Below are 26608 nucleotides of genomic sequence, written 5' to 3' on the forward strand. Positions count from 1 at the left end.
CTATCGGTCGGCTTTCTCCGCCTGGGGGATGGTGGATTGTGATGATTCCAGTACGTCACGCAGCACGTTCATGCGTTCCCGGCTTGCAGAGACGTCGGCCTTCATTTCCTCAGCACCGGCGACAACCGGGCGAAGCAGGATCACCAGCTCGCTTTTGGTGGACTGGAAGCGGCGCTGCTTGAACAGCTCGCCCAACACCGGTATCTCACTGAAAAACGGCACCGCGGAATTGTTGTCCTCGCTGCTGTTCTGGATCAGGCCGCCGATCACCACGATCTGCCCGCTCTCCGCGCGAATCACGCTGTCGGTTTCCCGCACCGTGCTTCTGGCCAGTGGCAGGGTGACATCCTGGTTGCCAACGGTGATCAGTTTTTCCTGGTCATTCACTTCACTGACTGACGGATGAACGTGCAGGATGATGGTGCCGTCCTCAGCGATCTGAGGCGTCACATCCAGAGAAATGCCAGAGAAAAACGGGGTCAGTTCGACGGACGTCGAGGTGCTGTCGGACGCGCTGTTTACGTTGTTGTCGTCCTGAAAATCGATGTCGGTCACGAAGAACTCGTCCGTTCCGACCTTGATCACCGCCTTCTGGTTATTCACGGTCGCGATACGCGGGCTGGACAGAATCTGTACATTGCCCTGTTCACCCAGAAGCTCAATCAGCCCGGTAAAATCACCGGCGCGGACACTGGCCGAGAAAAGCCCGCCAATATCGGACGTCTGGATGGCCTGCCCGGCCAGTGCCTGGGCGGTGAAATCCTCAGGCAGACCGTCAGCCGCCGTGATTCTGGACCCCCGCTGCACATCCGCCCAGTTGATGCCCTGCTGGTAGCCCTCGTTCAGCTCGATTTCAAGAATCTTGGCCTCCAGCACCACCTGGCGCTGCATGATCAACTGGGTACGGCGCAGATATTCTTCCACCTGTCCCATCGCCTGACTGTTGGCACGTACCATCACCAGACCGGCCCCCGGGTTCACAATGACCTGGCTGGCTGAATCTGTGCCGGCAATCATCGCTAGCGCTCTTTCAATGTCCTGCCAGAAATCGGACTGGGTCTCGGTGGAGATCCGGGTGCCCACAAGATTGGCGGTTTCCCCGCCATCCCGGGATGCACGCCCGGAGCTGCCAGCACCACTGGAATTATCCCGGGAACTGCTCACCTGACCCGAACTGACCCGTGTTTCGGAGCCCCCGCGGCGTTTGAAGTTCAGGTAATCAATGGGAAAGATCCGGGTCTGGATGCCGTTGACCTTGACCTGAAACAGACGCCCCTGGCGCTCTATATCAAGATCATAAAGGTCGCCGGCGATGGCCATCACCTCAGGCACGGTAACATCCCTCAGGCGCAGATCAATTAGCGCGTCCACCTCGGGATACACCACCACGTTGTACCGGCTGCCCTCAACCAGAGCCTGGAAGAAAGGCGCGGCCGCCACGCCACTGGCATTAATGTCGAACCGGTCATCGCTGCTGGCACTGGGAGCTAGCGGCGGCAGAAGTGCCTGGCTCAGGGATTCGTCCATGCCTGCCCGACTGTCCGGTTCAGGTTGGGAGTCAGGGGCGTTGCCCTCTGCTTCTGCCAGCTCATCATCGATGGCCTGAGCGGCGTCGGTCGATGTGGCCTGGCTGGTTCGCATCAGCGGGTTGCTGCTGCAGCCCACCAGGACGCCTGCCAGCAACAGGCTGATCATTGTCTGATTGAGTGTCATAGCTGCTCGTCTGTTTCTCAGTTTCCAGCTCATTGAGAACTCCGCACTTGCGGAAGGGTATCAAGCCTTAAAATACGTACTCGTCCCTGATCGACCAGCTCTACCCGGTCCGGGTGTATCCGCCGGAGGCGGACCCCGTCAAAGGTCTGGCCTTCCCGACGGGCCTGACCGTCGATAACTGCAATCCTGCGATCAGTGCCGATAATAATCGACGCCAGATCAAAGGACCTTTGCTGTGCCGGTTCTGCCTGCGGCACCCTGAAACCATTCGGCCGGGTAGGATCCTGCAGGGCATGAACATCGGCACCCAGCAGCATCAGACTGACAACCACAGGTATCCAGCAAAAACGGTAACCATGGCTTGCCATATCAGACTCCTAACCAGGCCCGGTCAAGGCTCAGCGTGCGAACCCGAATGCGGATTTCATTGTTCGGGTAGTCGAGCATCCGGTAGTCCAGCGACACCCAGCCCAGACGGTTATCCATGCCTTCCAGTGTTTCAAGGTAGCTGAGCACATCCAGATAACCGCCCCGGATTACCAGCTCGACATCGTGGGCGTAAAGCAGCGGCCCGGTTGTGGTTCCGGAATCGTCGGCCGGGGCGTTGGTGCCGTCTGATTCTGCCTGCTGATCAAAAATGGGCGTCGGTGACAACAGCTCTACAGTCACCAGCTCAAGCCCTTTCTGGGCAACCAGAATCTCCTGAAGCAGCCTGACCATGGCGCGGGGTGCAATCAGTTTCCCGGTGGTTTCCGCCAGCTCTGCATCCAGGCGGTCCAGCCTGGACTGACGGGAGGCCAGACGCTCCCTCAGCTCCCGGGAAGGATCCGACGACAGGCGCTCAATGAGCGCTTGTTGCTGATCAAGCAGCGCCTGCTGTTGCTGATCCAGATTCTTCAGTTGAATCTTGAGTCCGTTATTGCTGACCACCACGGGCGTAACTGCAAGCTCCCACACAATCACCAACAGCAGCACGACTCCGGTGAGGGTAATCAATACCCGCTCACGAATGGGTCGCTGGTTGAACCAGACCGCGCCTTTTTCCCAGGACTGCTTCAGACCCTGGCTCATGAGTCCTCCCCGGTGCTTTCATCCGTCGCTACCCGGAACTCGATCCAGTTGCCCTGTTCACTCCGGTCCATCCGGAAGGCGCCAAAGGTTTTGCCCTGAAACGCCGGTTCTTCCCCCAGCGCTTCGAGATAGGAAGGCACCAGCCTTCCCGACTGGGCCTGCCCATCCAGAGCGACATCACCATTCTGGGCATTCAGCCGGATCCGTGTCAGCCAGAGCCCACCGGGGACCTGGCGGGCCAAGGCTGACAGAGGTTCTGCAAAGCCTGTCGTGTCTTCCGACATCAAACCCTCGACCTGCGCAAGCAGCCGTTCACGGCGAACCAGAGTCTCACTCACCCGGTCCAGGGCGGCTTCGACCTGTGGGTCTGGCTGCCGCGACTGGGCCTCCTGAGTCAGTTGGGCAACCGACTGCTCCAGCCGGTCTACCTGCTGCTGGCGCTGCAGCAGCAGGTTATCCAGTTCAGCGTTCTGGTAGCGTACGAATCCTGCGGCAAACACCAGCCCGACAAGCACCAGTGTCAACGCCGCTGCAGCGGTCCCAGCCTGCAGGTGTTCTTTAACCGGCCGAAGTTCATCGGTATACAGATTGATGTGCTGATGCTTCTGCGAAGCGAGCTTCGGGTCAGCCTCGCCCAGGCGGGCGCTCCAGACAGACAGACAACGTTTGTCAATGGAATCGTCATGGCCCAGATCAGCCCAGTCCAGAGTTTCGACAGTGCTGGCCACATAGGAGCCAAGCATGGAAGACAAGGGTAACGAGGTATCACGGGTCACAAACCGGATTTTCGTCGGTGGCACCTGCCCCAACTGGCTCTCGTAATAGTCCAGTGAGCGCTGCATTTCCAGTGCGAGTGACTGAACCGCATTCTCCTGCTGCGAGGCATCGTGCAGATCATCAACCGAAACATCCAGCCGGCGGGAGAGATACAGGGTGTTGCCCTTTCCCACCACCATCTGGCCATATCGGCCACGCATGTGAACCAGTGCAGCGCCACGCTGATTTTCATCCAGCAGCGCGACGAGATGGCTCAGCGCCAGCTCGGCGATATCAATGGAAACAAGTTCCAGGTCGCAGGCGCTGACCAGGTCGACCAGGTCTCGAACCAGCGATTTGCGGGCCGCGACCACGTTGACCAGGTCGCCACGACCGCGAGAGGCATCTTCAGGGAATGGGAAAACGTCGGAAACGGCTTCAGACGGGCTGTAGTCCAGGAGGTCCTTGAGTTTCCACTTGAGCGCATCGCCCAACTCAGACTGATCAACGCCGTCGGGGCGCTCAAGCTGGAAAACCTGGTACTGATCCAGTGGCAGCACCAGTGTGGCCCGGGCGCCGGCCCAGCCCATCTGATCGACAACCGAGCTTAATTCCTGCTCTCGCCTGGCGGACGGGCACTCTATAAAACCAGTCTCTGCCCCGGCTGTCGCCCAGGCAATACCGTCAGGGCGGATCTCGAGAAAGAGCCGCTGTCGACGACTAGAACGACCAGTTATTTTTGTTATAAAGCCACGGATCACTCGCCAGCCTCGGGAGTCAAAAAATGAGCAATTATGGATTCCTCTTGAATAGTAGTTGAACTATTCACTCTAATTCCATGTTTTTCGTTCGATTTAACTCACTTTTTGCAAGTCGGTAACACAACCAGGCTCCGATTATTCGGAGCCTGGTTGGCGGGCAAGGTTACCTTCAGAATGGAATGTCGTCGTCGAAGTCGTCGATCGGCTCGGGCATGCTTCCCTGGGATGGCTGTTGCTGAGGCGCCTGATTCTGTGCCGGCGCCGCGCCTGATTGCTGGGGACGACCTGCTGGCGCACCCTGGCTGGCACCACCACCGTCGCCGCCGCGGCTGTCCAGCATCTGCATCTGGCCGTTGATATCCACCACAACCTCAGTGGTATAGACGTCCTGACCTTCCTTGTTCTGCCATTTGCGGGTCTGCAGTTTGCCTTCGATGTAGACCTTCGAGCCCTTGCGCAGATACTGGCCGGCAACCTCGGCAATCTTGCCGAACATCACAACCCGGTGCCATTCAGTTTTCGGCACCAGCTGGCCGGTCTGTCTGTCCTTGTAGCTTTCGTCGGTTGCAAGGTTCAGGTTCACCACCGCATTGCCATTCGGGGTGTAACGGGTGTCCGGATCCTGGCCCAGATTACCGATCAGAATAACCTTGTTTACGCCTCGTGCCATGATTCACTCCTGATTGTGCGTCTTTGGTCAGCCCGTCATCCCTTCGGGCCACCTGAGTTCAAGTTTCGTTTACTGGCAGGACAAAAGGAAAGTCCGCAAGCCGCATTGCATCAAACTGCCGCCGGTCAACCTTCAGATAGGCTGTGTCAGCGCCTTCCAGAATAACAACATCCTGCACGCCCGGCAGCCGTCGCAGGCTCTCGTCGATATCATCGAACTGCGTCGGCGCTTCGTGTCGCAACTGTACCACGAAACTGGCGGTATGGCCCGGGGCGGGCATGGTGAGCGCCACCAACAACCACAACATAAGCACCCCAACCATCAGCCAGACCACGCCCTGTAATCCGGCCTGTTCAAGCAATATGCCACCCAACGAACCGCCCAGAAACGCTCCCATGAACTGGGCCGTGGAATAGACGCCCATGGCCGTGCCTTTGGCAGCGGCCGGCGACTCCTTGCTCACCAGGGACGGCAGGCTCGCCTCCAACAGGTTGAATGCCATGAAGAAGAAGAACAGCACCGCCCACGCGGCCATCAGGGAACTGGACAGGTAACCGATAGCGGCAGTGCTCAGGGTAAGCATGACAATCGCACCACAGAGGACCGGCTTCATCTTGCGCTTTTTCTCGCCAATGATGATGAAAGGAACCATGGCAAAAAAGGAGGTGACCATAACCGTCAGATAAAACCACCAGTGCGAAGCTGAGGGCAGGTTGAACTGGTCCTGAAGCAGGGTTGGGAAAACCAGGAATATTGCAGTCAGCACCAGATGCAGCGCAAAAATGCCAAAATCAAGCCGCAACAGCCGGGGGTCTGCCATTACCCGGCCCAGCATTTTCCTGGCCGGCTGGGTATCTGCACTGACGGTGTGCAGATGAGGTGTAGGGACCAGCCTTGACACAATCAGCATTGCGATCAGCGCCAGCCCCGCGGTGACATAGAAAATGCCCGCAAGGCCGAAAGCCGAGCCCAGCAAAGGACCAACCACCAGAGAGAGCGAGAAAGAAAGCCCGATGGACACGCCCACCGTCGCCATCGCTTTGGTGCGTTCTTCCTCCCGGGTCAGATCACTGAGCAGTGCCATCAGCACACTGGCGATGGCGCCGGCACCCTGAAGAATCCGACCCGCGATTACAACGTATATCGAATCAGCGGAAGCAGCCAGCAGGCTGCCCATGGCGAACAGTGCAAGACCAATATAGATCATCCGCTTACGGCCGAAGCGGTCAGACAGCATGCCGAATGGAATTTGTAGCAGCGCCTGGCCCAGGCCGTAAATGCCGATGGCCAGGCCAATCAACATGGGAGTGGCACCGTCAAGGTCATCACCCAGCAGTACAAACACCGGCATTACCATGAAAAGCCCGAGCATACGCATGGCGTAAACCGATGCCAGTGCCGCTACCGAGCGCCTTTCGAGAGAATTCATGGTTTGCCTTTTAAAGGATGAGTTCGGCACCAGTGGTGCGTCTTCCGGCCGCGCATTGTACCAGAACCGATGAACCCGGGGCAGTTCTGCCTGCCGGTTAGAGCTTTAGCAGCCCGGGGCCCAAACGCGGTATACTTATCGTTTTTCTTTGCCGAGGAGTGTTATGGATCATATCCAGATCAAAGGGGCCAGAACCCACAATCTGAAAAATATTGACCTGGATATGCCGAGGGACAAGCTGATCGTGATTACCGGCCTGTCCGGCTCGGGAAAATCCTCTCTGGCGTTCGATACGCTCTACGCCGAGGGTCAGCGGCGCTACGTTGAATCCCTGTCCACTTACGCCCGTCAGTTTCTGTCGATGATGGAAAAGCCTGATGTGGATCATATTGAAGGTCTGTCGCCTGCCATCTCCATTGAGCAGAAAAGCACCTCTCATAACCCCCGCTCCACCGTCGGCACGATCACCGAAATCTACGACTACCTGCGGTTGCTGTTTGCCAGGGCCGGGGAACCAAGATGCCCCAAGCACGGCCAGCCATTGGAAGCCCAGACGGTCAGCCAGATGGTGGATCAGGTCCTGGCGATGCCGGAAGGCAGCAAGCTGATGATTCTGGCTCCGGTGATCCGGGACCGTAAAGGCGAACACCAGCACGTCATCGATTCCATGAAAAGCCAGGGCTTTATCCGAATAAGGGTCGACGGTACTGTTTACGACATTGATGACGTGCCCGCCCTGGACAAGAAACGCAAACACCAGATTGATGTGGTGGTGGACCGCTTCAAGGTCAAAGCCGGTCTGGAGCAGCGCCTGGCGGAAAGCTTCGAAACCTCCCTCGGCCTTGCCGATGGCATTGCCCTGGTGGCGCCCATGGACGGTGAACCCGCAGGAGAGGAACACACTTTTTCTGCCCGCTATGCCTGCACCCAGTGCGGCTACGCGCTTAGCGAACTGGAACCCAAACTGTTCTCCTTCAACAACCCCGCTGGCGCCTGCCCAACCTGCGACGGGCTGGGAGTGAAGCAGTTTTTCGATCCAGAGAAAATTGTTCAGCACCCGGAAGCCACCCTGGCCGAAGGCGCCATCAAGGGCTGGGACAGACGTGCGGTTTATTATTTCCAGATGCTGGCCAGCGTTGCGGACCATTTCAGCATTGATATGGATACGCCCTGGCAGGAACTTCCAGAAGACTTTCGCGAGGTCCTGCTTTATGGGACTGACGAAGACGTGCCCTTCCGCTACGTAAACTCTCGCGGTCACATCATGGAAAAAGCGCATCCATTTGAAGGCATTCTGCCAAATCTTGAACGCCGCTACCGTGAGACTGACTCCCAAAGCATGCGGGAAGAACTTGCGCGGCACCTGAGCCAGCAATGGTGCAAGACCTGCTCCGGCTCACGCCTGCGGGAAAGCGCACGGCACGTATTCATTGAGCAGAACAATATTTCCAACCTGACCCATCTGCCGGTGGGCGAGGCTTACGATTATTTCCAGACCCTGGCATTGCCCGGGCGCAAAGGTGAAATCGCCGAGAAAATTCTGAAAGAAGTTCGCCAGCGCCTGCAATTTCTGGTGAACGTAGGCCTGGAGTACCTGACCCTCGAGCGCAGCGCCGACACTCTATCCGGCGGTGAGGCCCAGCGTATCCGCCTTGCTAGCCAGATTGGTGCTGGGCTGGTCGGGGTTATGTATATTCTGGATGAGCCATCAATTGGCCTGCATCAGCGGGACAATGACCGACTGCTCGCTACCCTGACCCATCTCCGTGACCTCGGCAATACCGTCATCGTAGTCGAGCATGACGAGGATGCGATTCGCGCAGCGGACCACGTAATCGACATCGGGCCGGGGGCCGGTGTCCACGGCGGCCATGTAATCGCCCAGGGAACGCCGGAAGAAATCATTGCCAACGCAAACTCACTGACCGGGCAGTACCTGAACGGCACCAAGAAAATTGCCATTCCGGGCGTTCGCCAGAAAGGTAACGGCAAGCACCTGACGCTGACCGGTGCCACAGGCAACAATCTTCAGAATGTATCCTTGTCCATTCCACTGGGTGTCATGACCTGCGTTACAGGCGTTTCCGGCTCTGGCAAATCGACGTTGATCAACGCCACACTTTACCCTGTCTGCGCTGCCAAGCTGAACAAGGCGACCAGCCTGAGCCACGCGCCCTATGAACACCTGAAAGGGCTGGAGCATCTGGACAAGGTCATCGATATCGATCAGAGCCCCATTGGACGGACTCCGAGATCCAACCCGGCAACCTATACCGGACTCTTCACGCCGATCCGGGAGCTGTTTGCGGGCACCCAGGAGGCCCGATCAAGAGGGTATAAGCCGGGACGTTTTTCTTTTAACGTCAAAGGCGGGCGCTGTGAAGCGTGTCAGGGTGACGGCGTCATCAAGGTGGAAATGCACTTCCTCCCAGATGTGTATGTGCCCTGCGATGTCTGTAAGGCCCGGCGTTACAACCGCGAAACCCTGGAGGTCAGATACAAGGGCAAAAACATCCACGAGGTTCTGGAAATGACCGTGGAAGAAGCTCGAGAGTTCTTCGAGCCGGTGCCCTTTCTGGCGCGCAAGCTACAGACCCTGATGGACGTGGGGCTATCTTATATACGCCTGGGCCAGAGCGCCGTTACCCTGTCCGGAGGCGAAGCCCAGCGGGTGAAACTGGCCAAAGAGCTTTCCAAGCGCGACACGGGTAAGACACTTTACATCCTGGATGAGCCCACCACGGGTCTGCACTTCTATGACATCCAGCAACTGCTGAACGTATTGCAGCGTCTTCGGGACCACGGCAATACCGTGATCGTGATCGAGCATAACCTGGATGTGATCAAAACGGCTGACTGGATCGTGGACCTGGGTCCCGAAGGTGGTTCCGGCGGCGGCAGGATTATTGCCGAAGGTACGCCGGAAGAGGTTGCTCGGAACAGCGCTTCCCATACCGGCCACTACCTGAAGCCCCTGCTGACAAGGTAAAGCAAACAGGCATAAAAAAACCGGAGGCCTTAGCCTCCGGTTTTTCTAATTCCGGCAAAGATTCTTACCCTTCGCCTTCCTCAACTTCTTCTACTTCCACATCCAGCGGACGACCGATCACTTCGACATATGCCATTGGGGCATTGTCGCCTGCACGGAAGCCACACTTCAGGATACGGAGGTATCCACCCGGACGCTCACTAAACCGCGGGCCAAGCTCATTGAACAGCTTGGCTACGGCGGCATCGTCACGCAGGCGTGAGAACGCCAGACGACGATTCGCGACCGAATCATTCTTTGACAGCGTGATCAAAGGCTCTGCTACTCGGCGAAGCTCTTTCGCTTTGGGCAAAGTAGTTTTGATCAGCTCGTGTTCAACCAGTGACGAAGTCATGTTACGGAACATGGCTTTACGATGCGCACTGGTCCTGCTGAACTTACGACCACTCTTACGATGACGCATTGCTCTAATTCCTTACCTTAAACTAATCGGCGATTAACCGCCCAGTACCCGGTCATCGCCACGAAGGCTAGCCGGCGGCCAGTTATCAAGACGCATACCCAGGGACAGACCACGTGAGGCCAGTACGTCCTTGATCTCAGTGAGCGACTTCTTACCAAGGTTAGGCGTCTTAAGCAGCTCAACTTCTGTGCGCTGGATCAGATCGCCGATGTAGTAAATATTTTCAGCTTTCAGGCAATTCGCTGAACGCACTGTCAGTTCCAGATCATCAACCGGGCGCAGGAGGATCGGATCAATTTCTTCCTCTTCCTCAACGCGCTCTGGCTCTTTCTCATGATCAAAATCGACAAATACTGCCAGTTGCTGCTGGAGAATAGTCGCGGCCCGGCGAATCGCTTCTTCCGGATCGATGGTGCCATTGGTTTCCAGATCAATAACCAGCTTGTCCAGGTCAGTGCGCTGCTCAACACGCGCGCTCTCTACGGCGTAGGCGACGCGGCGAACAGGACTGAAGGTGGCGTCCAGCTGCAGGCGCCCGATAGCGCGAGTCTCGTCTTCTTCAAGGCCACGCTGATCCGCTGGCTCATAGCCACGACCGCGAGCGACCTTAAGACGAATGTTGATCTCGCCTTTGGCGCTGAGGTGACAGATCACATGATCCGGGTTGGTAATCTCAACGTCGTGATCCAGTGTGATATCGCCTGCGGTGACAACACCCGGGCCCTTCTTGTTCAGAGTGACCTCGGCATCATCACGGCTGCCCATTTTTACCGCAACGCCCTTGAGATTCAGAAGAATCTCGATGACGTCTTCCTGGACACCTTCAATCGCGCTGTATTCGTGCAGAACACCGTCAATCTGTGCCTCGGTGATCGCGCAGCCCGGCATTGAAGACAAAAGAATGCGACGCAGGGCACTGCCCAGGGTGTGGCCAAAGCCTCTCTCGAGAGGCTCAAGCGTCACCTTGGCGCGCATTGCGCTGGACTCTTTCACGTCAATGGTACGAGGTGTCAATAACTCATGTACTGAACGCTGCATAGACGCCCCTATTGCTATCGTTGCAAATCAGGCTTTACTTGGAGTAAAGCTCGACGATGAGGTTCTCGTTGATGTCGGCCGGCAACTCAGTACGCTCAGGTACTGAACTGTAAACGCCGGACATCTTGCTGGCGTCGACCTCTACCCAGCTCACCGGTGCGCGGCTGGAAGACAGATCCAGAGCGCCTTTGACGCGCAGCTGGTTTTTTGCCTTCTCACGTACGCTCACGACATCACCTGGCTTGACCTGATAAGACGGGATGTTCACCAGCTTATCGTTCACCAGAATCGCCTTGTGCGAAACGAGCTGACGGGACTCTGCACGGGTGGAACCAAAGCCCATGCGATAAACAACGTTATCCAGACGACCTTCCAGCAGCTGCAGCAGGTTTTCACCCGTTGCACCTTTGCCGCGGGCGGCCTCTTTGTAATAGTTGCGGAATTGCTTTTCCAGAACGCCGTAGATACGACGGACTTTCTGTTTTTCACGAAGCTGTACGCCATATTCGGACAGACGACCGCGACGCGCGCCGTGCATACCCGGCGGAGTCTCGATGTTGCACTTCGTATCGAGCGCGCGAACACCGCTCTTCAGAAAAAGATCTGTCCCTTCACGACGAGACAGCTTGCACTTCGGGCCTATATAACGAGCCATAATTCACTGTCTCCTGTGTTAGACGCGGCGCTTTTTGGGCGGACGACAACCGTTATGGGGAATCGGCGTCACATCAGTGATGTTGGTGATCTTGTACCCGCAGCCGTTAAGCGCGCGTACAGCGGATTCACGTCCGGGCCCCGGACCTTTAACCTCTACGTCCAGGTTTTTAAGGCCGTATTCAGCAGCCGCATTACCGGCTCTTTCAGCTGCTACCTGCGCAGCAAAAGGTGTGCTTTTACGCGACCCACGAAAACCGGAACCACCAGAGGTGGCCCAGGACAATACATTGCCCTGACGGTCAGAAATGGTCACGATAGTGTTGTTGAAGGACGCGTGAATGTGCGCGACGCCATCAACAACCGTCTTCTTCACCTTTTTACGGGTACGTGTACCTGGCTTTGCCATGTTTGCCTACCTGTTACTTACGAATCGGTTTGCGAGGACCTTTACGGGTGCGTGCGTTGGTCTTGGTGCGCTGGCCACGGACGGGAAGCCCATGACGATGACGCAGACCACGGTGGCAACCGAGATCCTTCAAACGCTTAATGTTCATCTGAAGTTCACGACGCAGATCGCCTTCGACAGCCAGCTTGCCTACTTCTGTACGAAGTGACTCAAGCTGCTCGTCGGACAGGTCTTTGACCTTGACGTCCGGCTTGACGCCGGTTGCATCGCAAACCTTCTGGGCTGCTGTCTTACCGACTCCGAAAATATAAGTCAGTGAGATAACAGCATGTTTGTGATCGGGTATATTGACACCGGCTATACGTGCCATCCAAATTACTCCGCGTTCAAAGCTTTGCTGTGTGAATTTTCCGCCACTATAAAAGGGCGCGAAATAATAGCGCCTGACCCCGTGCGAGGTCAAGCGCTATTATTCGTACCCTCTGCAATGTCAGTGCTGAACCCTTGCGGATTTAACCCTGGCGCTGCTTGTGACGAGGCTCCGAGCAAATGACCCGTACTGAGCCATTGCGACGAATTACTTTGCAGTTACGGCAAATTTTCTTTACCGAAGCGCGTACTTTCATTGTCGACTCCAGTTTTCAAGGGGAACGGCTTTAACCGTTCCGACCATAGCCCTTGAGATTGGATTTCTTCATCAACGAATCATATTGATGCGACATCAGATGCGACTGAACCTGAGCCATGAAATCCATCACCACGACTACAACAATCAGCAGTGACGTGCCGCCCAGATAGAAGGGCACATTACCCGCCACCATCAGAAACTGTGGGAACAGGGACACTGCTGCAATGTACATTGCACCGAACAGGGTCAGGCGGGTCAGCACACCGTCAATATACTTGGCGGTCTGATCGCCCGGACGAATGCCCGGAATAAAGGCGCCTGAGCGCTTGAGATTGTCGGCAACTTCTTTCGGGTTATACATCAACGCCGTATAGAAGAAGCAGAAAAACACGACGGCCGCAGCGAACAGAATGATGTACAGAGGCTGGCTTGGCGCCAGTGCCTGAGACACATCGCTCAGCCACTCCATACCCTCGCCTTGGCCAAACCACTGACCCAGCGAAGCCGGGAACAGAAGGATGGAAGAGGCAAAGATCGGCGGAATAACCCCCGCCATGTTCACCTTCAGCGGCAGATGGCTGGACTGCTGGGCGAAAACCCGTCGACCTTGCTGTCGCTTGGCATAGTTGATCGTAAGCCGTCGTTGCCCGCGCTCCATGAAGACCACGAATCCAATGACCGCAACCGCCAGGATACCAATGCCCAGAACAAGCAAAAGGCTCATTTCGCCATTGCGGGCCTGCTCAAGGGTCTGGCCGATCGCACCGGGCAGACCTGCCACAATACCCGCGAAAATCAGCAACGAAATCCCGTTACCAACGCCGCGCTCGGTGATCTGCTCACCGAGCCACATCATGAACACGGCACCGCTGACAAAGGACACAACCGCCACAAAGTGGAAGCTGAAACTATCGTTAAAAGTTACGCCCTGGGACGCAAGCCCTACCGAAATACCAGTACCCTGAACAAGCGCAAGGATCACTGTGCCGTAGCGAGTGTACTGGCTGATTTTCCTGCGACCAGCTTCGCCCTCTTTCTTCAGTTGCTCAAGCGTCGGACTGACCGCCGTCATGAGCTGCATGATAATAGAGGCAGAGATGTACGGCATGATGCCAAGCGCGAAGATACTCATGCGCTCAAGCGCACCACCGGAAAACATGTTGAACATGCTCAGGATTGTGCCCTGATTCTGCTCAAACAGTGCTGCCAGGCGCTCAGGGTTGATGCCCGGAACTGGTATATGGGCACCGATCCGGTACACCAACAGTGCCAGGAAGACAAACCAGAGCCGCGAACGCAGCTCTGCCAGTCCTTTTCCCCCGCCCGCAGGCAATGATGCTGTCTTGGCCATTTAGTCCTCGACTCGCCTTAGTCTTCGACTTTACCGCCCGCGGCAGTAATCGCCTCGCGTGCGCCTTTGGTCACTTTCAGACCCTTGACAGTCACCGCACGGTCCAGCTCGCCGGACAGGATGACCTTGGCTTCACGAATTTCGTCGCGAATGATGTCTGCTTTCTTCAGAGCTTCCAGATCGGCAACGTCGCCATCCACTTTCGCCAGTTCGTTCAGACGAATTTCAGCCACATAGCGCTGTTGACGCGATGTAAAGCCGAACTTCGGCAGACGACGGGCCAACGGCTGCTGACCACCCTCGAAACCGGGAGCTACACTGCCACCGGACCGGGCTTTCAGACCTTTGTGACCACGGCCACCGGTCTTACCGAGACCGCTACCGATACCACGACCTACTCGCCTTGCGGCGGGGCGTGAACCGGGCTCTGGACTAAGTTCGTTCAGACGCATCCTAGTTCTCCTCTACCCGAACCAGGTAGTTAACCCGGTTGATCATGCCGCGAACGGAAGGTGTATCTTCCACTTCAACGGTGTGACCGATTTTGCGAAGACCCAGGCCCTTCACACAAAGCTTGTGCTTGGGCTGACAGCCGATCGGGCTGCGGGTCAGAGTTACTTTGATCATTTTTGCGTTCGCCATGACTTCAACCCAGAATCTCTTCCACGGATTTACCGCGCTTGGCTGCAATATCTTCAGGCGCTTGAGTTGCCTGGAGACCCTTGATGGTGGAACGTACCACGTTCACCGGGTTGGTTGACCCGTAACACTTGGACAGTACGTTCTGCACACCGGCAACTTCCAGTACGGCGCGCATGGCGCCACCGGCGATAATACCGGTACCTTCGGATGCAGGCTGCATGTAGACCTTGGAACCACCGTGCTGCGCCTTGACGGCGTATTGCAGGGTATTTCCGTCCAGCGGAACATCAACCATATTCTTTCGCGCAGCTTCCATCGCTTTCTGGATCGCAACCGGCACTTCACGCGCCTTGCCACGACCAAAACCAACGCGACCTTTGCCATCGCCGACAACAGTCAGTGCGGTAAACGCAAAGATACGACCACCCTTGACCACCTTGGCAACGCGATTGACCTGGACCAGCTTCTCCTGGAGCTCAGGCGCCTTCTGTTCGTTAACGCTCATCTTCTCCACCTCTTAGAATTGCAAGCCAGCTTCACGGGCTGCGTCGGCCAGAGCCTGTACACGACCGTGATAACGGTAACCGGAACGGTCAAAAGCAACCCGCTCCACTCCTGCCGCCTTGGCACGCTCAGCAATCAGCTGACCGACTTTCTTGGCGGCGTCCACGTTACCGGTTGCACCCTGGCGCAGGTCCTTATCCAACGTGGAGGCAGCGGCAATCACTTTGCTGCCGTCTGCAGTCGTAACCTGGGCGTACATATGACGCGGCGTGCGGTGAACGCACAGACGGTCAGTACCCAGCCTACGGATTTTCATGCGCACTTTACGTGCGCGACGCAATCTTTCGTTATTCGCGCTCATAGTCCCGCCTTATTTCTTCTTGGCTTCTTTGCGTCTGACCTGCTCATCCGCATAACGAACACCCTTGCCCTTATAAGGCTCGGGCGGACGGAACGCGCGGACTTCAGCAGCGACCTGGCCAACCTGTTGCTTGTCGATTCCGCGAATCACAACTTCCGTATTGGACGGAGTTTCAGCGGTAATCCCCTCGGGCAGCTCGTATTCAACCGGGTGCGAAAAACCCAGTGTCAGATTGAGCTTCTTACCTTGCGCCTGGGCTCGGTAACCTACGCCCGTCAGTGCGAGCTTGCGCTCCCAACCTGTCGTGACACCGGTAACCATGTTGTTCACCAGCGCACGGGTCGTACCAGCAAGAGCGCGGGACTGTTTGGCGCCATCACGAGCTGCGAAACGCAGGACGTTCTCTTCCTGCTTTACCTCGACCGCCTGATGGATAGTAATCTGAAGCGCTCCTTTGGAACCCTTCACATTGATTTCCTGTCCGTTCAGCTTAACTTCAACACCGGAAGGCAGAACGACAGGATTATTGGCAACCCTGGACATAGTGTTCTCCTAAAATACGGTGCAGATGACTTCGCCACCTACGCCGGCAGCACGTGCAGCGCGATCTGTCATAACGCCCTTCGACGTAGAAACAATCGCGACTCCCAAACCACCGGAAACCTTCGGCAGTTCCCCTGTGCCCTTGTACTGGCGCAGACTTGGACGACTTACCCGCGTGATTTTCTCAATGACCGGCTTGCCGCCGAAATACTTGAGATTAATCGTCAACTGGGGCTTGGCATCAGCTGAAACGGAAAAATCTGACACGTAACCTTCGTCCTTCAGGACCTGGGCTACGGAGATCTTCATTTTTGAAGATGGCATGGCCACGTCGACCTTCTGTGCCATCTGTGCATTACGAATACGTGTGAACATATCCGCAAGCGTATCTTGCATACTCATCGGTATGAGACTCCTGCTCTTTTTAGTTGTGCAGCGGTGCGCTACACCGCTTACCAACGGGTATCGGGCCTATGGCCTGATACCTGCCTTACCAGCTTGCTTTGGTCAGACCCGGTACGTCACCGCGCATACCAGCTTCACGCAATTTAATGCGAGACAGCTTGAACTTGCGCAGAACGCCGTGGGGACGACCTGTCACCTGGCAACGATTACGAAGACGCGACGGGCTTGCATTGCGGGGAAGCTTTTGCAGCTTCACCTGGGCATCCCAACGGTCATCATCGCTGGTATTCGGGTTTTTGATAATCGCCTTGAGTTCAGCACGCTTGGCTGCAAACTTCGCAACCGTCGCTTCGCGCTTGAACTCCCGGTTCTTCATGGAAACCTTAGCCATTACACTCGTTCCTTATTTCTTGAACGGAAAGCCGAACGCTTTCAACAGTTCGCGACCTTCATCGTCGGTACCGGCAGTGGTGGTAATGGTGATATCAAGACCGCGGATCTTGTCGACTCTGTCGTACTCGATCTCGGGGAATATGATTTGCTCACGCACGCCCATGCTGTAGTTACCACGACCATCGAAGGACTTGGGATTCAGGCCGCGGAAGTCACGAATGCGGGGAACCGCAATGTGAACCAGGCGATCAAAGAAATCCCACATACGCTCACCGCGCAGGGTAACCTTGCAACCAATCGGCCAACCTTCACGGATCTTGAAACCCGCAACGGATTTACGTGCCAGGGTGACAACTGCTTTCTGACCTGCCAGGCGCTCTAGATCCGCCACAGCATTCTCAATAAGCTTCTTGTCACCGACCGCTTCGCCGACACCCATGTTCAGGGTGATTTTCTCGATACGCGGCACCTGCATGATGTTCTTGTAGCTGAACTCTTTCTGCAGGGCGGGTACCACTTCCTGACTGTACTGCTCTTTCATATTAAGCATCGTAACCACCACCGCTTACTGGTTATCGACGACTTCTTTCGTGGACTTGAAAATCCGCACTTTGGCGCCGTCTTCCTTGATCTGGAAGCCTACGCGATCGGCTTTGCCGGTCTGCGGATTAAAAATAGCCACGTTGGAAGCCTGGATAGGTGCTTCTTTCTCGACGATGCCACCCTGGGTGCCAAGCATCGGGTTTGGTTTCGTGTGCTTCTTGATCATGTTGATCCCTGAAACAAGCACTCGACCATCGTCCTGAACTTTCAGGACTTTACCACGTTTGCCTTGGTCTTTACCCGTAGTGACGATAACTTCGTCATCTCGTTTGATCTTTTTCATAACCGGCCTCTGGTCCTTAAAGTACTTCGGGTGCCAGTGAAATAATTTTCATGAACTTCTCATTTCGCAGTTCACGGGTAACCGGTCCGAAGATACGGGTACCAATGGGAGCGTCCTGATTGTTCAGAAGTACTGCCGCGTTTCCGTCAAAACGGATCAGCGACCCGTCGGGACGACGCACACCCTTGCGGGTACGTACTACAACAGCTTTCAGGACCTGGCCTTTCTTCACTTTGCCGCGGGGTATGGCTTCCTTAACGGTCACCTTAATGATGTCCCCGACGCTGGCGTAACGCCTGTGTGAACCGCCCAGGACCTTGATGCACATAACTTGCCGTGCACCGCTGTTGTCCGCGACTTCAAGCATTGTTTGAGTCTGAATCATGGTTGTTCTCCGGGCGAATTACACCTTGGATGCACGCTCGGTGACCTCAACCAGAGCCCAGCTCTTGGTCTTGGAGACCGGACGGGTTTCCTGGATTGTAACGGTGTCACCAATGTTGCACTGATTGCTTTCATCGTGAGCATGGATCTTGGACGAGCGCTTCATGTACTTACCGTACAGAGGATGCTTCACCTGGCGCTCAACCAGAACCACAATGGATTTCTCCATCTTGTTGCTCACGACCTTGCCGCTCAGGGTTCTGGCAGTTTGGGTAGCTTCAGTCATGTTACTGTCCTGCCTTTTCGTTCATAACTGTCTTCACACGAGCAATGTCGCGTTTCACCTTCGGAAGAAGGTGAGACTGATTCAGCTGACCTGTCGCTTTACGCATGCGCAGGTTGAACTGCTCCTTCAGGAGGTCGATCAGCTCTTGGTTCAGCTCCTCGACTGACTTTTCACGCAGCTCTGTTGCTTTCATCACATCACCTTCCTCGTTACAAAGGTGGTCTGTACGGGCAGTTTCGCCGCAGCGAGAGTGAAGGCTTCGCGAGCAATTTCCTCAGAAACACCTTCCATCTCGTAGAGCATACGGCCTGGCTGAATTTCAGCCACCCAATACTCGACAGAACCCTTACCTTTACCCATTCGTACTTCCAGCGGCTTGCTGGAGATCGGCTTGTCCGGGAAAATCCGGATCCAGATCTTCCCGCCCCGCTTGATGCGACGTGTCATGGTACGACGCGCTGCCTCAATCTGGCGCGCAGTTATACGTCCACGAGTTGTCGCCTTCAATCCGTATTCACCGAAGCTCACCTTGTTCGAGCGGTGTGCAAGACCGGTGTTACGGCCTTTCATTACCTTGCGAAATTTGGTGCGTTTTGGTTGCAGCATAAGAGTGCCCCTTTACTTAGAACCTTTCTTCCCAGAGGCTTTCTTGTCAGCACGGACCTGCTCCATACCACCAAGAATCTCACCTTTGAAGATCCATACCTTGACGCCGATGATGCCGTAGGTGGTTTTCGCTTCGTAGGTCGAGTAATCGATATCTGCACGCAGTGTGTGCAGCGGAACGCGACCTTCGCGATACCACTCGGAACGGGCAATTTCAGCGCCCCCGAGACGACCGCCTACCTGGATCTTGATACCCTTGGCACCCTGACGCATGGCGTTCTGTACCGCGCGCTTCATGGCACGACGGAACATGACACGACGTTCAAGCTGGCCGGCAACGTTTTGCGCTACCAGGCGGGCATCCAGATCCGGCTTGCGGACTTCTTCGATGTTGATGTGCACAGGCACACCCATCATGTCGCTAACTTCGCGACGAAGACGGTCAACATCCTCACCCTTCTTACCGATAACGATACCGGGGCGGGCGGTATGGATCGTGATACGGGCGTTCTGAGCTGGGCGCTCGATCACAATCTTGCTGACAGACGCCTTTACCAGACGCTTGTCGAGGAATTCGCGAACCTGAATATCGTTCAACAGGTTGTTCGCGTATTCCGCTTTTTCGGCGTACCACACTGAGTTGTGCTCTTTGATCACACCCAGGCGCATGCCGGTTGGATTTACTTTATGACCCATCTGAGCATCTCCTACTTGTCGGCGACCTTGACGGTGATATGACAGGTGCGCTTGAAAATTCTATCAGCGCGCCCCTTGGCTCGAGCTTTGATTCGCTTGAGCGTCGGACCTTCATCCACCATCACGGTGGATACCCGCAGATCATCTACGTCCAGACCTTCGTTGTGCTCAGCGTTGGCAATGGCAGACTCAAGCGCTTTCTTGAGAATGACCGCTGCCTTCTTAGGGCTGAAAGTCAGAATATTCAGGGCGTCCTCAACAGCCTTGCCGCGTACTTGGTCAGCGACAAGACGTGCTTTCTGAGCTGAGAGGCGAGCGCCCTTGTACTTGGCTGCTACTTCCATTTTTATTACCTCAAATCAGCGTTTAGCTTTCTTGTCGGCCGCATGACCACGATAAGTACGCGTTGCCGCGAACTCACCCAGTTTATGTCCAACCATATCTTCGGTGACATAAACCGGCACGTGCTGCTTGCCGTTGTGGACTGCAATGGTCAGGCCTACGAACTCCGGAAAAATCGTGGAACGGCGCGACCAGGTCTTGATCGGTCGCTTGTCGTTCGCTTCCAGAGCTGCCTCGACCTTCTTCAACAGATGCAGGTCTATAAAAGGACCTTTCTTCAAAGAACGTGGCACAGCAATTACCTCTATGTAGTCGTTTACTTGGCTGAACGACGACGTACTATCATCTTGTCAGTACGTTTGTTCTTACGAGTCTTATGCCCTTTGGTCGGAACACCCCACGGAGTAACCGGGTGACGCCCGCCAGAGGTACGCCCTTCACCACCACCATGTGGGTGGTCAACTGGGTTCATAGCAACACCACGTACTGTTGGACGTTTACCGCGCCAACGTGATGCACCCGCTTTACCAAGCTGCTTGAGGCTGTGTTCGCTGTTGGACACTTCGCCCAACGTTGCACGACAGTCCACAAGCACCTTACGCATTTCACCTGAGCGCAGGCGGATAGTGGCATAAGCCCCTTCCCGAGCAACCAGCTGTACGGATGCGCCCGCAGAGCGAGCCAGCTGAGCACCTTTGCCAGGCTTGATTTCGACGCAGTGAATCACAGAACCGACCGGAATGTTCCGGAGCGGAAGCGTGCTTCCTACTTTAATCGGCGCGTCGATGCCGGAGCGCACAGGATCACCGATCTGCATTCCTTTGGGAGCGATGATGTAACGACGCTCGCCATCGGCGTACTTGATCAGCGCAATGTGCGCCGAGCGGTTAGGATCGTATTCCAGGCGCTCGATTGTCGCCGGGATACCATCTTTGGTCCGCTTAAAGTCGATTACACGGTAGTGCTGCTTGTGACCACCACCGATGTGACGCGTAGTAATGCGACCAACATTATTACGGCCACCAGATTTTTTCAGTACTTCTACCAACGGCTCGTGAGGGCGCCCCCTGTGAAGATCAGGGTTAAAGAGCTTAACAACGTGACGGCGGCCGGCAGATGTTGGTTTGGTTTTGACGATCGGCATTTTACGACCCCTTTACCTTATTCCACATCCAGAAAATCGATGTCCTGACCTTCAGCAAGCTTCACATAAGCCTTGCGAAGATCATTACGCTTGCCGAAGCCGCGAGCGGTACGCTTGAGCTTACCCTTACGGTTCAGAACCTGAACACCTTCGACGGTGACGTTGAACAGCTGTTCAACGGCTTTCTTGATCTCGGGCTTGGTCGCGTCGGACGCAACCTTGAAAACCACCTGGCCTTTTTCGCCAACCATTGAAGCTTTCTCTGATACGTGCGGCCCAAGAAGAACCTGATAAATACGTTCCTGATTCATCCCAGCATCTCCTCAATCTTCTTAAGAGCGGGAACAGTCACCACAACGCTTTCGAAGGCGACCAGGCTGACCGGATCCAGGCCGGCAACATCACGCACATCGACGTGAGGAATGTTGCGGGATGCCAGATGCAGGTTCTGCTCAACACTGTCGGACAGAATCAGCGCGTTACTGACACCGAGATCTTTCAGCTTGGCGGTGAAGGCCTTGGTTTTGGGAGTTTCGACAGTCATGTCATCAACCACCACCAGACGCTCCTGACGCACCAGCTCGGAAAAAATGGACTGCATGGCCGAGCGATACATCTTGCGGTTTACTTTTTGTTCGTAGCTGCGCGGCTTGGCAGCGAAAGTAACACCACCGGCGCGCCAGATCGGGCTCCGGATGGTACCGGCACGTGCACGGCCTGTGCCCTTCTGGCGCCAGGGCTTCTTACCGCCACCGGACACCTCAGAGCGAGTTTTCTGAGCCTTGGTACCCTGACGACCGCCTGCCATATAGGCAGTAACGACCTGGTGAACCAGCGACTCGTTAAATTCTTTGGCAAAGGCAACGTCGGAAACAGAGATTCCCTTGCCGCTACCTGTAATTGTTAATTCCATCGCACCGCTCCTCAGGCTTTGACTGCAGGCTTGATGACAACGTTTCCACCGGTCGCACCGGGAACGGCGCCACGAATCAGCAGAAGGTTGCGTTCGGCGTCAACACGGACAACCTGAAGGTTCTGCACAGTCACCTGCGCGTTACCCATCTGGCCCGCCATTTTCTTGCCCTTGAATACCTTACCCGGAGTCTGGTTCTGACCAATGGAACCCGGAGCACGATGAGAAAGGGAGTTGCCGTGTGTGGCGTCCTGCATGGAGAAATTCCAGCGCTTTACGCCGCCCTGGAAGCCCTTACCCTTAGACTGACCAGTGGCGTCAACAACCTGGCCATCCTCAAAGATAGAGGCGGTAATTTCGCCGCCAGCGGCCAGGTCATCGCCTTCGCCATCGGCGAGGCGGAATTCCCACAGTCCACGACCAGCCTCAACACCGGCTTTCGCGAAATGGCCTGCTGCGCTTTTGGTCACACGAGAGGAACGACGCTTACCCACGGTTACCTGAACCGCACGATAGCCATCGCTTTCAAGAGTTTTAAGCTGGGTAATGCGGTTGGGTTCAACCTCAACTACCGTGACGGGCACTGCTTGCCCATCTTCCGTAAAAATACGGGTCATACCGGCCTTGCGACCGACAATACCAATTGCCATGTTTCACCTCTTAGTGTGTACGGGGCTCTCACCCTCTATGGCCTTATGACAGTTACACAGACTAACGCCGAGCGTTAGCCGAGGCTGATCTGAACGTCTACACCTGCTGCCAGATCCAGCTTCATCAAAGCATCTACTGTCTTTTCCGTCGGCTCGACGATGTCCAGCAAACGCTTGTGTGTACGAATCTCATACTGATCGCGCGCGTCCTTGTTGACGTGCGGTGAAATCAGAATGGTGTACTTTTCCTTCCGCGTCGGCAGAGGGATTGGTCCACGCACTTGGGCGCCGGTCCGCTTGGCGGTATCGACGATTTCCTGCGTTGACTGGTCGATCAGGCGATAGTCGAACGCCTTCAACCGAATTCGAATTTTTTGGCTTTGCATGATGCACCAAACTCCACTCGTACGTAGCAGCTAGCTAGCTAGCCGACCTTCAAAAAAAGGAGCCGCATTGTATGCATAATACCCAGTAGTGTCAACTGCGTTCAGCAGTCACTCGCGTGGGACAGATTCTGCGACAAAAACAGAAAAAGGGGCTGAGTTTCAGCCCCTTTTTGCTGGATCGAACGAGAGTTACTCGATGATCTTTGAAACCACGCCGGCACCAACGGTACGGCCGCCTTCACGAATCGCGAAGCGCAGGCCATCTTCCATGGCGATCGGAGCGATCAGGGTAACACTCATCTTGACGTTGTCACCCGGCATAACCATTTCCACACCGTCCGGCAGCTCACAGGAACCTGTGACGTCGGTGGTACGGAAATAGAACTGTGGACGATAGCCCTTGAAGAACGGCGTATGACGACCACCTTCTTCCTTGGACAGAACGTACACTTCACACTCAAACTTGGTGTGCGGCTTGATCGAGCCCGGCTTACACAGAACCTGACCACGCTCGACGTCTTCGCGCTTGGTACCACGCAGAAGCGCGCCAATGTTCTCACCTGCACGACCTTCGTCCAGCAGCTTGCGGAACATCTCAACACCGGTACAGACCGTCTTGACGGTATCTTTAATACCAACAATCTCGATCTCTTCGCCAGTCTTGATAACACCACGCTCAACACGACCGGTCACAACAGTACCACGACCCGAGATAGAGAAGACGTCCTCGATCGGCATCAGGAACGGCTGATCAATCGCACGCTCAGGATCCGGGATGTACTCGTCCAGGGCTTCTACCAGCTTCTTGACAGCGGTAGTACCCATCTCGTTGTCATCCTTACCTTCCAGCGCCATCAGCGCAGAACCGGTAATGATCGGGGTATCGTCGCCCGGGAAGTCGTACTGGCTCAGCAGTTCACGAACTTCCATTTCAACCAGCTCAAGCAACTCTTCGTCATCGACCATGTCCGCCTTGTTCAGGAACACGACGATGAACGGTACGCCAACCTGACGGGACAGCAGAATGTGCTCACGGGTCTGCGGCATGGGGCCGTCTGCAGCGGAGCAAACCAGAATAGCGCCGTCCATCTGCGCCGCACCCGTGATCATGTTCTTCACATAGTCAGCGTGGCCCGGGCAGTCTACGTGCGCGTAGTGACGCGCCGGCGAATCATACTCAACGTGAGACGTCGCGATAGTAATACCACGAGCCCTTTCTTCCGGCGCGTTATCGATCGAGTCGAATGCGCTCGCGCTACCCGTTCCCCACACTTCGTGACATACACGAGTCAGTGCGGCTGTCAGCGTGGTCTTGCCATGGTCTACGTGACCAATGGTGCCCACGTTTACGTGTGGCTTATTACGCTCAAATTTTGCTTTAGACACGGTTACACCTCTTCCTGTTTCTTAAGTCCTGGGGATCAACCCTTTTTAATGATCGCGTCGGCAATGTTCGATGGCGCTTCCATATAGCGGGAAAACTCCATCGAATAGGACGCCCGACCCTGTGTTGCGGAACGCAGATCGGTGGCATAACCGAACATTTCCGACAACGGAACCTCAGCATTGATCGTCTTGCCCGACGGGCCGTCTTCCATGCCCTGAACCAGGCCACGACGACGGTTGAGGTCGCCGACAACGTCACCCATATAATCTTCCGGAGTGACAACTTCGACCCGCATCAGCGGCTCGAGCAGTGCCGGACTGGCCTCCAGAGCGCCTTTCTTCATTGCCATGGAACCGGCAACCTTGAACGCCATCTCGTTGGAGTCAACGTCGTGGTAAGAACCGTCGTACAGCGTGGCCTTGATCCGCAGCAGTGGGTAACCGGCCAGACAGCCGTTTTTCATCTGCTCTTCAATGCCCTGCTGGACCGCCGGAATGTATTCCTTCGGAACCACACCACCAACGATTTCGTTGACGAAGATAAAGTTCTCGCCATCTTCCTCATCGAGAGGTAGCGGCTCAAGCTTCAGTTTGACGTGACCATACTGACCACGACCACCAGACTGTCGAACGAACTTACCTTCAACATCCACGTTCTTGCGGATGCACTCTCGGTAGGCCACCTGAGGCTTACCAATGTTGGCCTCTACCTTGAACTCGCGACGCATGCGGTCAACGATGATGTCAAGGTGAAGCTCACCCATACCAGAAATGATCGTCTGGCCGGATTCTTCATCGGTACGCACCTGGAACGAAGGATCTTCCTGAGCCAGCTTGCCCAGAGCAACACCCATCTTTTCCTGATCCGCCTTGGACTTGGGCTCCACGGCGACCGAAATTACCGGCTCCGGGAATTCCATGCGCTCGAGGATGATCTTGTGGTTCTCGTCACAGAGGGTGTCACCCGTAGTCACGCTCTTCAGACCGATGGCGGCAGCAATGTCGCCGGCCAGAACTTCTTTGATTTCCTGACGGTCTTTGGAGTGCATCTGAACCATACGGCCGACACGCTCTTTCTTCTGTTTGACCGAGTTGTACACAGCGCTACCAGACTCAAGCTTGCCCGAGTAAACACGGAAGAAGGTCAGTGTCCCAACGAACGGATCCGTTGCGATCTTGAAAGCAAGCGCCGAGAAGGGTGCGTCATCATCAGCCACACGAGTCTCTTCGGTACCGTCCTCGTCGACTTCACCGCGGATAGCCTTGACTTCATCCGGTGCCGGCAGGAATTCGATCACCGAATCCAGCACCGCCTGAACACCCTTGTTCTTGAACGCAGAACCACAGGTTGCAACCACGATTTCGTTGGCCAGTGTGCGCATACGAAGACCCTTCTTGATGTCTTCAATGCTCAGCTCGCCTTCTTCGAGGTAGCGCTCCATCAGCTCTTCGTTGGCTTCAGCCGCCGCTTCCACCATCTCTTCGCGGTACTTGGCCACTTCTTCAACCATGTTTTCCGGAACATCGCGCTGGTCATAGGTTGCACCGGCATCGTCTTCGTTCCAGTAGATGGCCTTGTTACGAATCAGGTCGATTACACCGGCGAAATCTTCTTCAGAGCCGATAGGCAGCTGAATCGGAACAGCCGTTGCGCCAAGGCGCTTCTTGATCTGCTCAACCACACGAATGAAGTTGGCGCCGGCACGGTCCATCTTGTTGACGAATACCATGCGGGGAACTTCATACTTGTTGGCCTGACGCCATACTGTTTCGGACTGGGGCTCAACACCTGACGAACCACAGAACACGACAACCGCACCGTCGAGTACGCGCAGCGAGCGCTCTACTTCGATGGTGAAGTCAACGTGACCCGGGGTGTCGATGATGTTGATCCGGTGTTCCGGATACTGCTTGTCCATGCCCTGCCAGAAGCAGGTGGTAGCAGCAGAGGTAATGGTAATACCACGTTCCTGCTCCTGCTCCATCCAGTCCATGGTGGCCGCGCCATCGTGAACTTCACCGATCTTGTGGGAAATACCTGTGTAGAACAGGACCCGCTCGGTGGTTGTGGTCTTGCCCGCATCAACGTGCGCACAAATACCAATGTTTCTGTATCTCTTGATCGGAGTCTTACGTGCCACTGTTTGAA

The 26608-nt window shown here is 55.7% G+C and carries 37 protein-coding genes; 1 reads left to right on the forward strand and 36 read right to left on the reverse strand.

Annotation, left to right across the window (positions count from 1 at the left end):
* The 6 genes from mshL to E5Q11_RS15435 form a co-directional block, all read right to left on the reverse strand.
* The gene (gene mshL, locus E5Q11_RS15410) at positions 1-1713 is read right to left on the reverse strand and encodes a pilus (MSHA type) biogenesis protein MshL (protein ID WP_135804349.1); all 1713 of its coding nucleotides are present in this window, start codon (positions 1711-1713) and stop codon (positions 1-3) included.
* Between the two features lie 29 nt (positions 1714-1742).
* Positions 1743-2081 carry a general secretion pathway protein GspB gene (locus E5Q11_RS15415; protein ID WP_225315050.1) on the reverse strand — a complete coding sequence of 113 codons (339 nt, stop codon included), beginning with the start codon at positions 2079-2081 and terminating at the stop codon, positions 1743-1745.
* Position 2082: 1 nt separating this feature from the next.
* Positions 2083-2784 carry a type II secretion system protein GspM gene (gene gspM, locus E5Q11_RS15420; protein WP_135804350.1) on the reverse strand — a complete coding sequence of 234 codons (702 nt, stop codon included), beginning with the start codon at positions 2782-2784 and terminating at the stop codon, positions 2083-2085.
* Positions 2781-4130, reverse strand: coding sequence for a PilN domain-containing protein (locus E5Q11_RS18035; RefSeq protein ID WP_225315049.1), 1350 nt, complete (start codon positions 4128-4130; stop codon positions 2781-2783). Before E5Q11_RS18035 ends, gspM begins: the two co-directional genes overlap by 4 nt.
* Before the next feature lie 340 nt (positions 4131-4470).
* Entirely contained in the window at positions 4471-4971 is a 501-nt protein-coding gene (gene ssb / locus E5Q11_RS15430; protein ID WP_135804351.1) for a single-stranded DNA-binding protein, read from the reverse strand.
* A 58-nt stretch (positions 4972-5029) separates the two neighbouring features.
* A complete protein-coding gene (locus tag E5Q11_RS15435) occupies positions 5030-6400 on the reverse strand; it encodes an MFS transporter (RefSeq protein WP_135804352.1) in 1371 nt (456 codons plus the stop codon).
* A 163-nt stretch (positions 6401-6563) separates the two neighbouring features.
* On the opposite strand from E5Q11_RS15435, the gene uvrA reads away from it, so the two are divergent.
* Positions 6564-9389 carry an excinuclease ABC subunit UvrA gene (uvrA, locus tag E5Q11_RS15440; protein WP_135804353.1) on the forward strand — a complete coding sequence of 942 codons (2826 nt, stop codon included), beginning with the start codon at positions 6564-6566 and terminating at the stop codon, positions 9387-9389.
* A 64-nt stretch (positions 9390-9453) separates the two neighbouring features.
* Here uvrA and rplQ read toward each other — a convergent pair whose 3' ends face one another.
* From rplQ to fusA, 30 genes are all read right to left on the reverse strand, one after another.
* Complete coding sequence (gene rplQ, locus E5Q11_RS15445) at positions 9454-9852, reverse strand: 50S ribosomal protein L17 (RefSeq protein WP_135804354.1); 399 nt, start codon at positions 9850-9852, stop codon at positions 9454-9456.
* Between the two features lie 33 nt (positions 9853-9885).
* On the reverse strand, positions 9886-10890 hold the full coding sequence (locus tag E5Q11_RS15450) for a DNA-directed RNA polymerase subunit alpha (protein WP_135804355.1): 1005 nt from the start codon (positions 10888-10890) through the stop codon (positions 9886-9888).
* A gap of 34 nt (positions 10891-10924) precedes the next feature.
* Entirely contained in the window at positions 10925-11545 is a 621-nt protein-coding gene (gene rpsD, locus E5Q11_RS15455; RefSeq protein WP_135804356.1) for a 30S ribosomal protein S4, read from the reverse strand.
* An 18-nt stretch (positions 11546-11563) separates the two neighbouring features.
* Positions 11564-11953, reverse strand: a complete 390-nt coding sequence (rpsK, locus tag E5Q11_RS15460) for a 30S ribosomal protein S11 (RefSeq protein WP_004580767.1) — start codon at positions 11951-11953, stop codon at positions 11564-11566.
* 13 nt (positions 11954-11966) lie between these two features.
* On the reverse strand, positions 11967-12323 hold the full coding sequence (gene rpsM, locus E5Q11_RS15465; protein ID WP_135804357.1) for a 30S ribosomal protein S13: 357 nt from the start codon (positions 12321-12323) through the stop codon (positions 11967-11969).
* A gap of 142 nt (positions 12324-12465) precedes the next feature.
* Positions 12466-12579 (reverse strand): 50S ribosomal protein L36, encoded by a 114-nt coding sequence (rpmJ, locus tag E5Q11_RS15470; RefSeq protein ID WP_008174902.1) that lies wholly within the window; start codon positions 12577-12579, stop codon positions 12466-12468.
* Positions 12580-12609: 30 nt separating this feature from the next.
* The gene (gene secY / locus E5Q11_RS15475; RefSeq protein ID WP_135804358.1) at positions 12610-13932 is read right to left on the reverse strand and encodes a preprotein translocase subunit SecY; all 1323 of its coding nucleotides are present in this window, start codon (positions 13930-13932) and stop codon (positions 12610-12612) included.
* A 17-nt stretch (positions 13933-13949) separates the two neighbouring features.
* Positions 13950-14384, reverse strand: a complete 435-nt coding sequence (rplO, locus tag E5Q11_RS15480) for a 50S ribosomal protein L15 (protein ID WP_135804359.1) — start codon at positions 14382-14384, stop codon at positions 13950-13952.
* Position 14385: 1 nt separating this feature from the next.
* Positions 14386-14574 carry a 50S ribosomal protein L30 gene (gene rpmD, locus E5Q11_RS15485; protein ID WP_135804360.1) on the reverse strand — a complete coding sequence of 63 codons (189 nt, stop codon included), beginning with the start codon at positions 14572-14574 and terminating at the stop codon, positions 14386-14388.
* Positions 14575-14578: 4 nt separating this feature from the next.
* Positions 14579-15079, reverse strand: coding sequence for a 30S ribosomal protein S5 (rpsE, locus tag E5Q11_RS15490; RefSeq protein WP_135804361.1), 501 nt, complete (start codon positions 15077-15079; stop codon positions 14579-14581).
* Positions 15080-15091: 12 nt separating this feature from the next.
* Entirely contained in the window at positions 15092-15439 is a 348-nt protein-coding gene (gene rplR / locus E5Q11_RS15495; RefSeq protein WP_135804362.1) for a 50S ribosomal protein L18, read from the reverse strand.
* A gap of 9 nt (positions 15440-15448) precedes the next feature.
* Entirely contained in the window at positions 15449-15982 is a 534-nt protein-coding gene (gene rplF, locus E5Q11_RS15500) for a 50S ribosomal protein L6 (protein ID WP_135804363.1), read from the reverse strand.
* A 9-nt stretch (positions 15983-15991) separates the two neighbouring features.
* On the reverse strand, positions 15992-16384 hold the full coding sequence (gene rpsH, locus E5Q11_RS15505; RefSeq protein ID WP_135804364.1) for a 30S ribosomal protein S8: 393 nt from the start codon (positions 16382-16384) through the stop codon (positions 15992-15994).
* An 88-nt stretch (positions 16385-16472) separates the two neighbouring features.
* Positions 16473-16778 carry a 30S ribosomal protein S14 gene (gene rpsN, locus E5Q11_RS15510; protein WP_135804365.1) on the reverse strand — a complete coding sequence of 102 codons (306 nt, stop codon included), beginning with the start codon at positions 16776-16778 and terminating at the stop codon, positions 16473-16475.
* A 12-nt stretch (positions 16779-16790) separates the two neighbouring features.
* Positions 16791-17330, reverse strand: coding sequence for a 50S ribosomal protein L5 (gene rplE, locus E5Q11_RS15515; RefSeq protein WP_135804366.1), 540 nt, complete (start codon positions 17328-17330; stop codon positions 16791-16793).
* Positions 17331-17345: 15 nt separating this feature from the next.
* Entirely contained in the window at positions 17346-17666 is a 321-nt protein-coding gene (gene rplX / locus E5Q11_RS15520) for a 50S ribosomal protein L24 (RefSeq protein WP_135804367.1), read from the reverse strand.
* 16 nt (positions 17667-17682) lie between these two features.
* Entirely contained in the window at positions 17683-18051 is a 369-nt protein-coding gene (rplN, locus tag E5Q11_RS15525) for a 50S ribosomal protein L14 (RefSeq protein ID WP_007154005.1), read from the reverse strand.
* 18 nt (positions 18052-18069) lie between these two features.
* On the reverse strand, positions 18070-18336 hold the full coding sequence (gene rpsQ / locus E5Q11_RS15530; RefSeq protein ID WP_007154006.1) for a 30S ribosomal protein S17: 267 nt from the start codon (positions 18334-18336) through the stop codon (positions 18070-18072).
* Position 18337: 1 nt separating this feature from the next.
* Positions 18338-18529: a 50S ribosomal protein L29 gene (gene rpmC, locus E5Q11_RS15535; protein WP_135804368.1), complete on the reverse strand. Its 192-nt coding sequence runs from the start codon at positions 18527-18529 to the stop codon at positions 18338-18340.
* Positions 18529-18942 carry a 50S ribosomal protein L16 gene (rplP, locus tag E5Q11_RS15540; protein ID WP_135804369.1) on the reverse strand — a complete coding sequence of 138 codons (414 nt, stop codon included), beginning with the start codon at positions 18940-18942 and terminating at the stop codon, positions 18529-18531. Before rplP ends, rpmC begins: the two co-directional genes overlap by 1 nt.
* A gap of 12 nt (positions 18943-18954) precedes the next feature.
* Complete coding sequence (gene rpsC / locus E5Q11_RS15545) at positions 18955-19638, reverse strand: 30S ribosomal protein S3 (protein ID WP_007154009.1); 684 nt, start codon at positions 19636-19638, stop codon at positions 18955-18957.
* 11 nt (positions 19639-19649) lie between these two features.
* Positions 19650-19982, reverse strand: coding sequence for a 50S ribosomal protein L22 (gene rplV / locus E5Q11_RS15550; RefSeq protein WP_007154010.1), 333 nt, complete (start codon positions 19980-19982; stop codon positions 19650-19652).
* Between the two features lie 15 nt (positions 19983-19997).
* Positions 19998-20273: a 30S ribosomal protein S19 gene (rpsS, locus tag E5Q11_RS15555; RefSeq protein WP_012139770.1), complete on the reverse strand. Its 276-nt coding sequence runs from the start codon at positions 20271-20273 to the stop codon at positions 19998-20000.
* Between the two features lie 23 nt (positions 20274-20296).
* Positions 20297-21124: a 50S ribosomal protein L2 gene (gene rplB, locus E5Q11_RS15560; protein ID WP_135804370.1), complete on the reverse strand. Its 828-nt coding sequence runs from the start codon at positions 21122-21124 to the stop codon at positions 20297-20299.
* A gap of 17 nt (positions 21125-21141) precedes the next feature.
* The gene (gene rplW / locus E5Q11_RS15565) at positions 21142-21435 is read right to left on the reverse strand and encodes a 50S ribosomal protein L23 (RefSeq protein WP_135804371.1); all 294 of its coding nucleotides are present in this window, start codon (positions 21433-21435) and stop codon (positions 21142-21144) included.
* Positions 21432-22037: a 50S ribosomal protein L4 gene (rplD, locus tag E5Q11_RS15570; RefSeq protein ID WP_135804372.1), complete on the reverse strand. Its 606-nt coding sequence runs from the start codon at positions 22035-22037 to the stop codon at positions 21432-21434. Before rplD ends, rplW begins: the two co-directional genes overlap by 4 nt.
* An 11-nt stretch (positions 22038-22048) precedes the next feature.
* On the reverse strand, positions 22049-22687 hold the full coding sequence (gene rplC / locus E5Q11_RS15575) for a 50S ribosomal protein L3 (RefSeq protein ID WP_135804373.1): 639 nt from the start codon (positions 22685-22687) through the stop codon (positions 22049-22051).
* 74 nt (positions 22688-22761) lie between these two features.
* Positions 22762-23073, reverse strand: coding sequence for a 30S ribosomal protein S10 (gene rpsJ, locus E5Q11_RS15580; protein ID WP_077529290.1), 312 nt, complete (start codon positions 23071-23073; stop codon positions 22762-22764).
* A gap of 189 nt (positions 23074-23262) precedes the next feature.
* Positions 23263-24459 carry an elongation factor Tu gene (gene tuf / locus E5Q11_RS15585; protein WP_135804374.1) on the reverse strand — a complete coding sequence of 399 codons (1197 nt, stop codon included), beginning with the start codon at positions 24457-24459 and terminating at the stop codon, positions 23263-23265.
* 35 nt (positions 24460-24494) lie between these two features.
* A complete protein-coding gene (gene fusA, locus E5Q11_RS15590; RefSeq protein ID WP_135804375.1) occupies positions 24495-26600 on the reverse strand; it encodes an elongation factor G in 2106 nt (701 codons plus the stop codon).
* Positions 26601-26608: the final 8 nt, after the last annotated feature.

It is taken from the genome of Marinobacter confluentis (genome assembly GCF_004785685.1).
GTDB classification, from domain to species: Bacteria; Pseudomonadota; Gammaproteobacteria; order Pseudomonadales; family Oleiphilaceae; genus Marinobacter; species Marinobacter confluentis.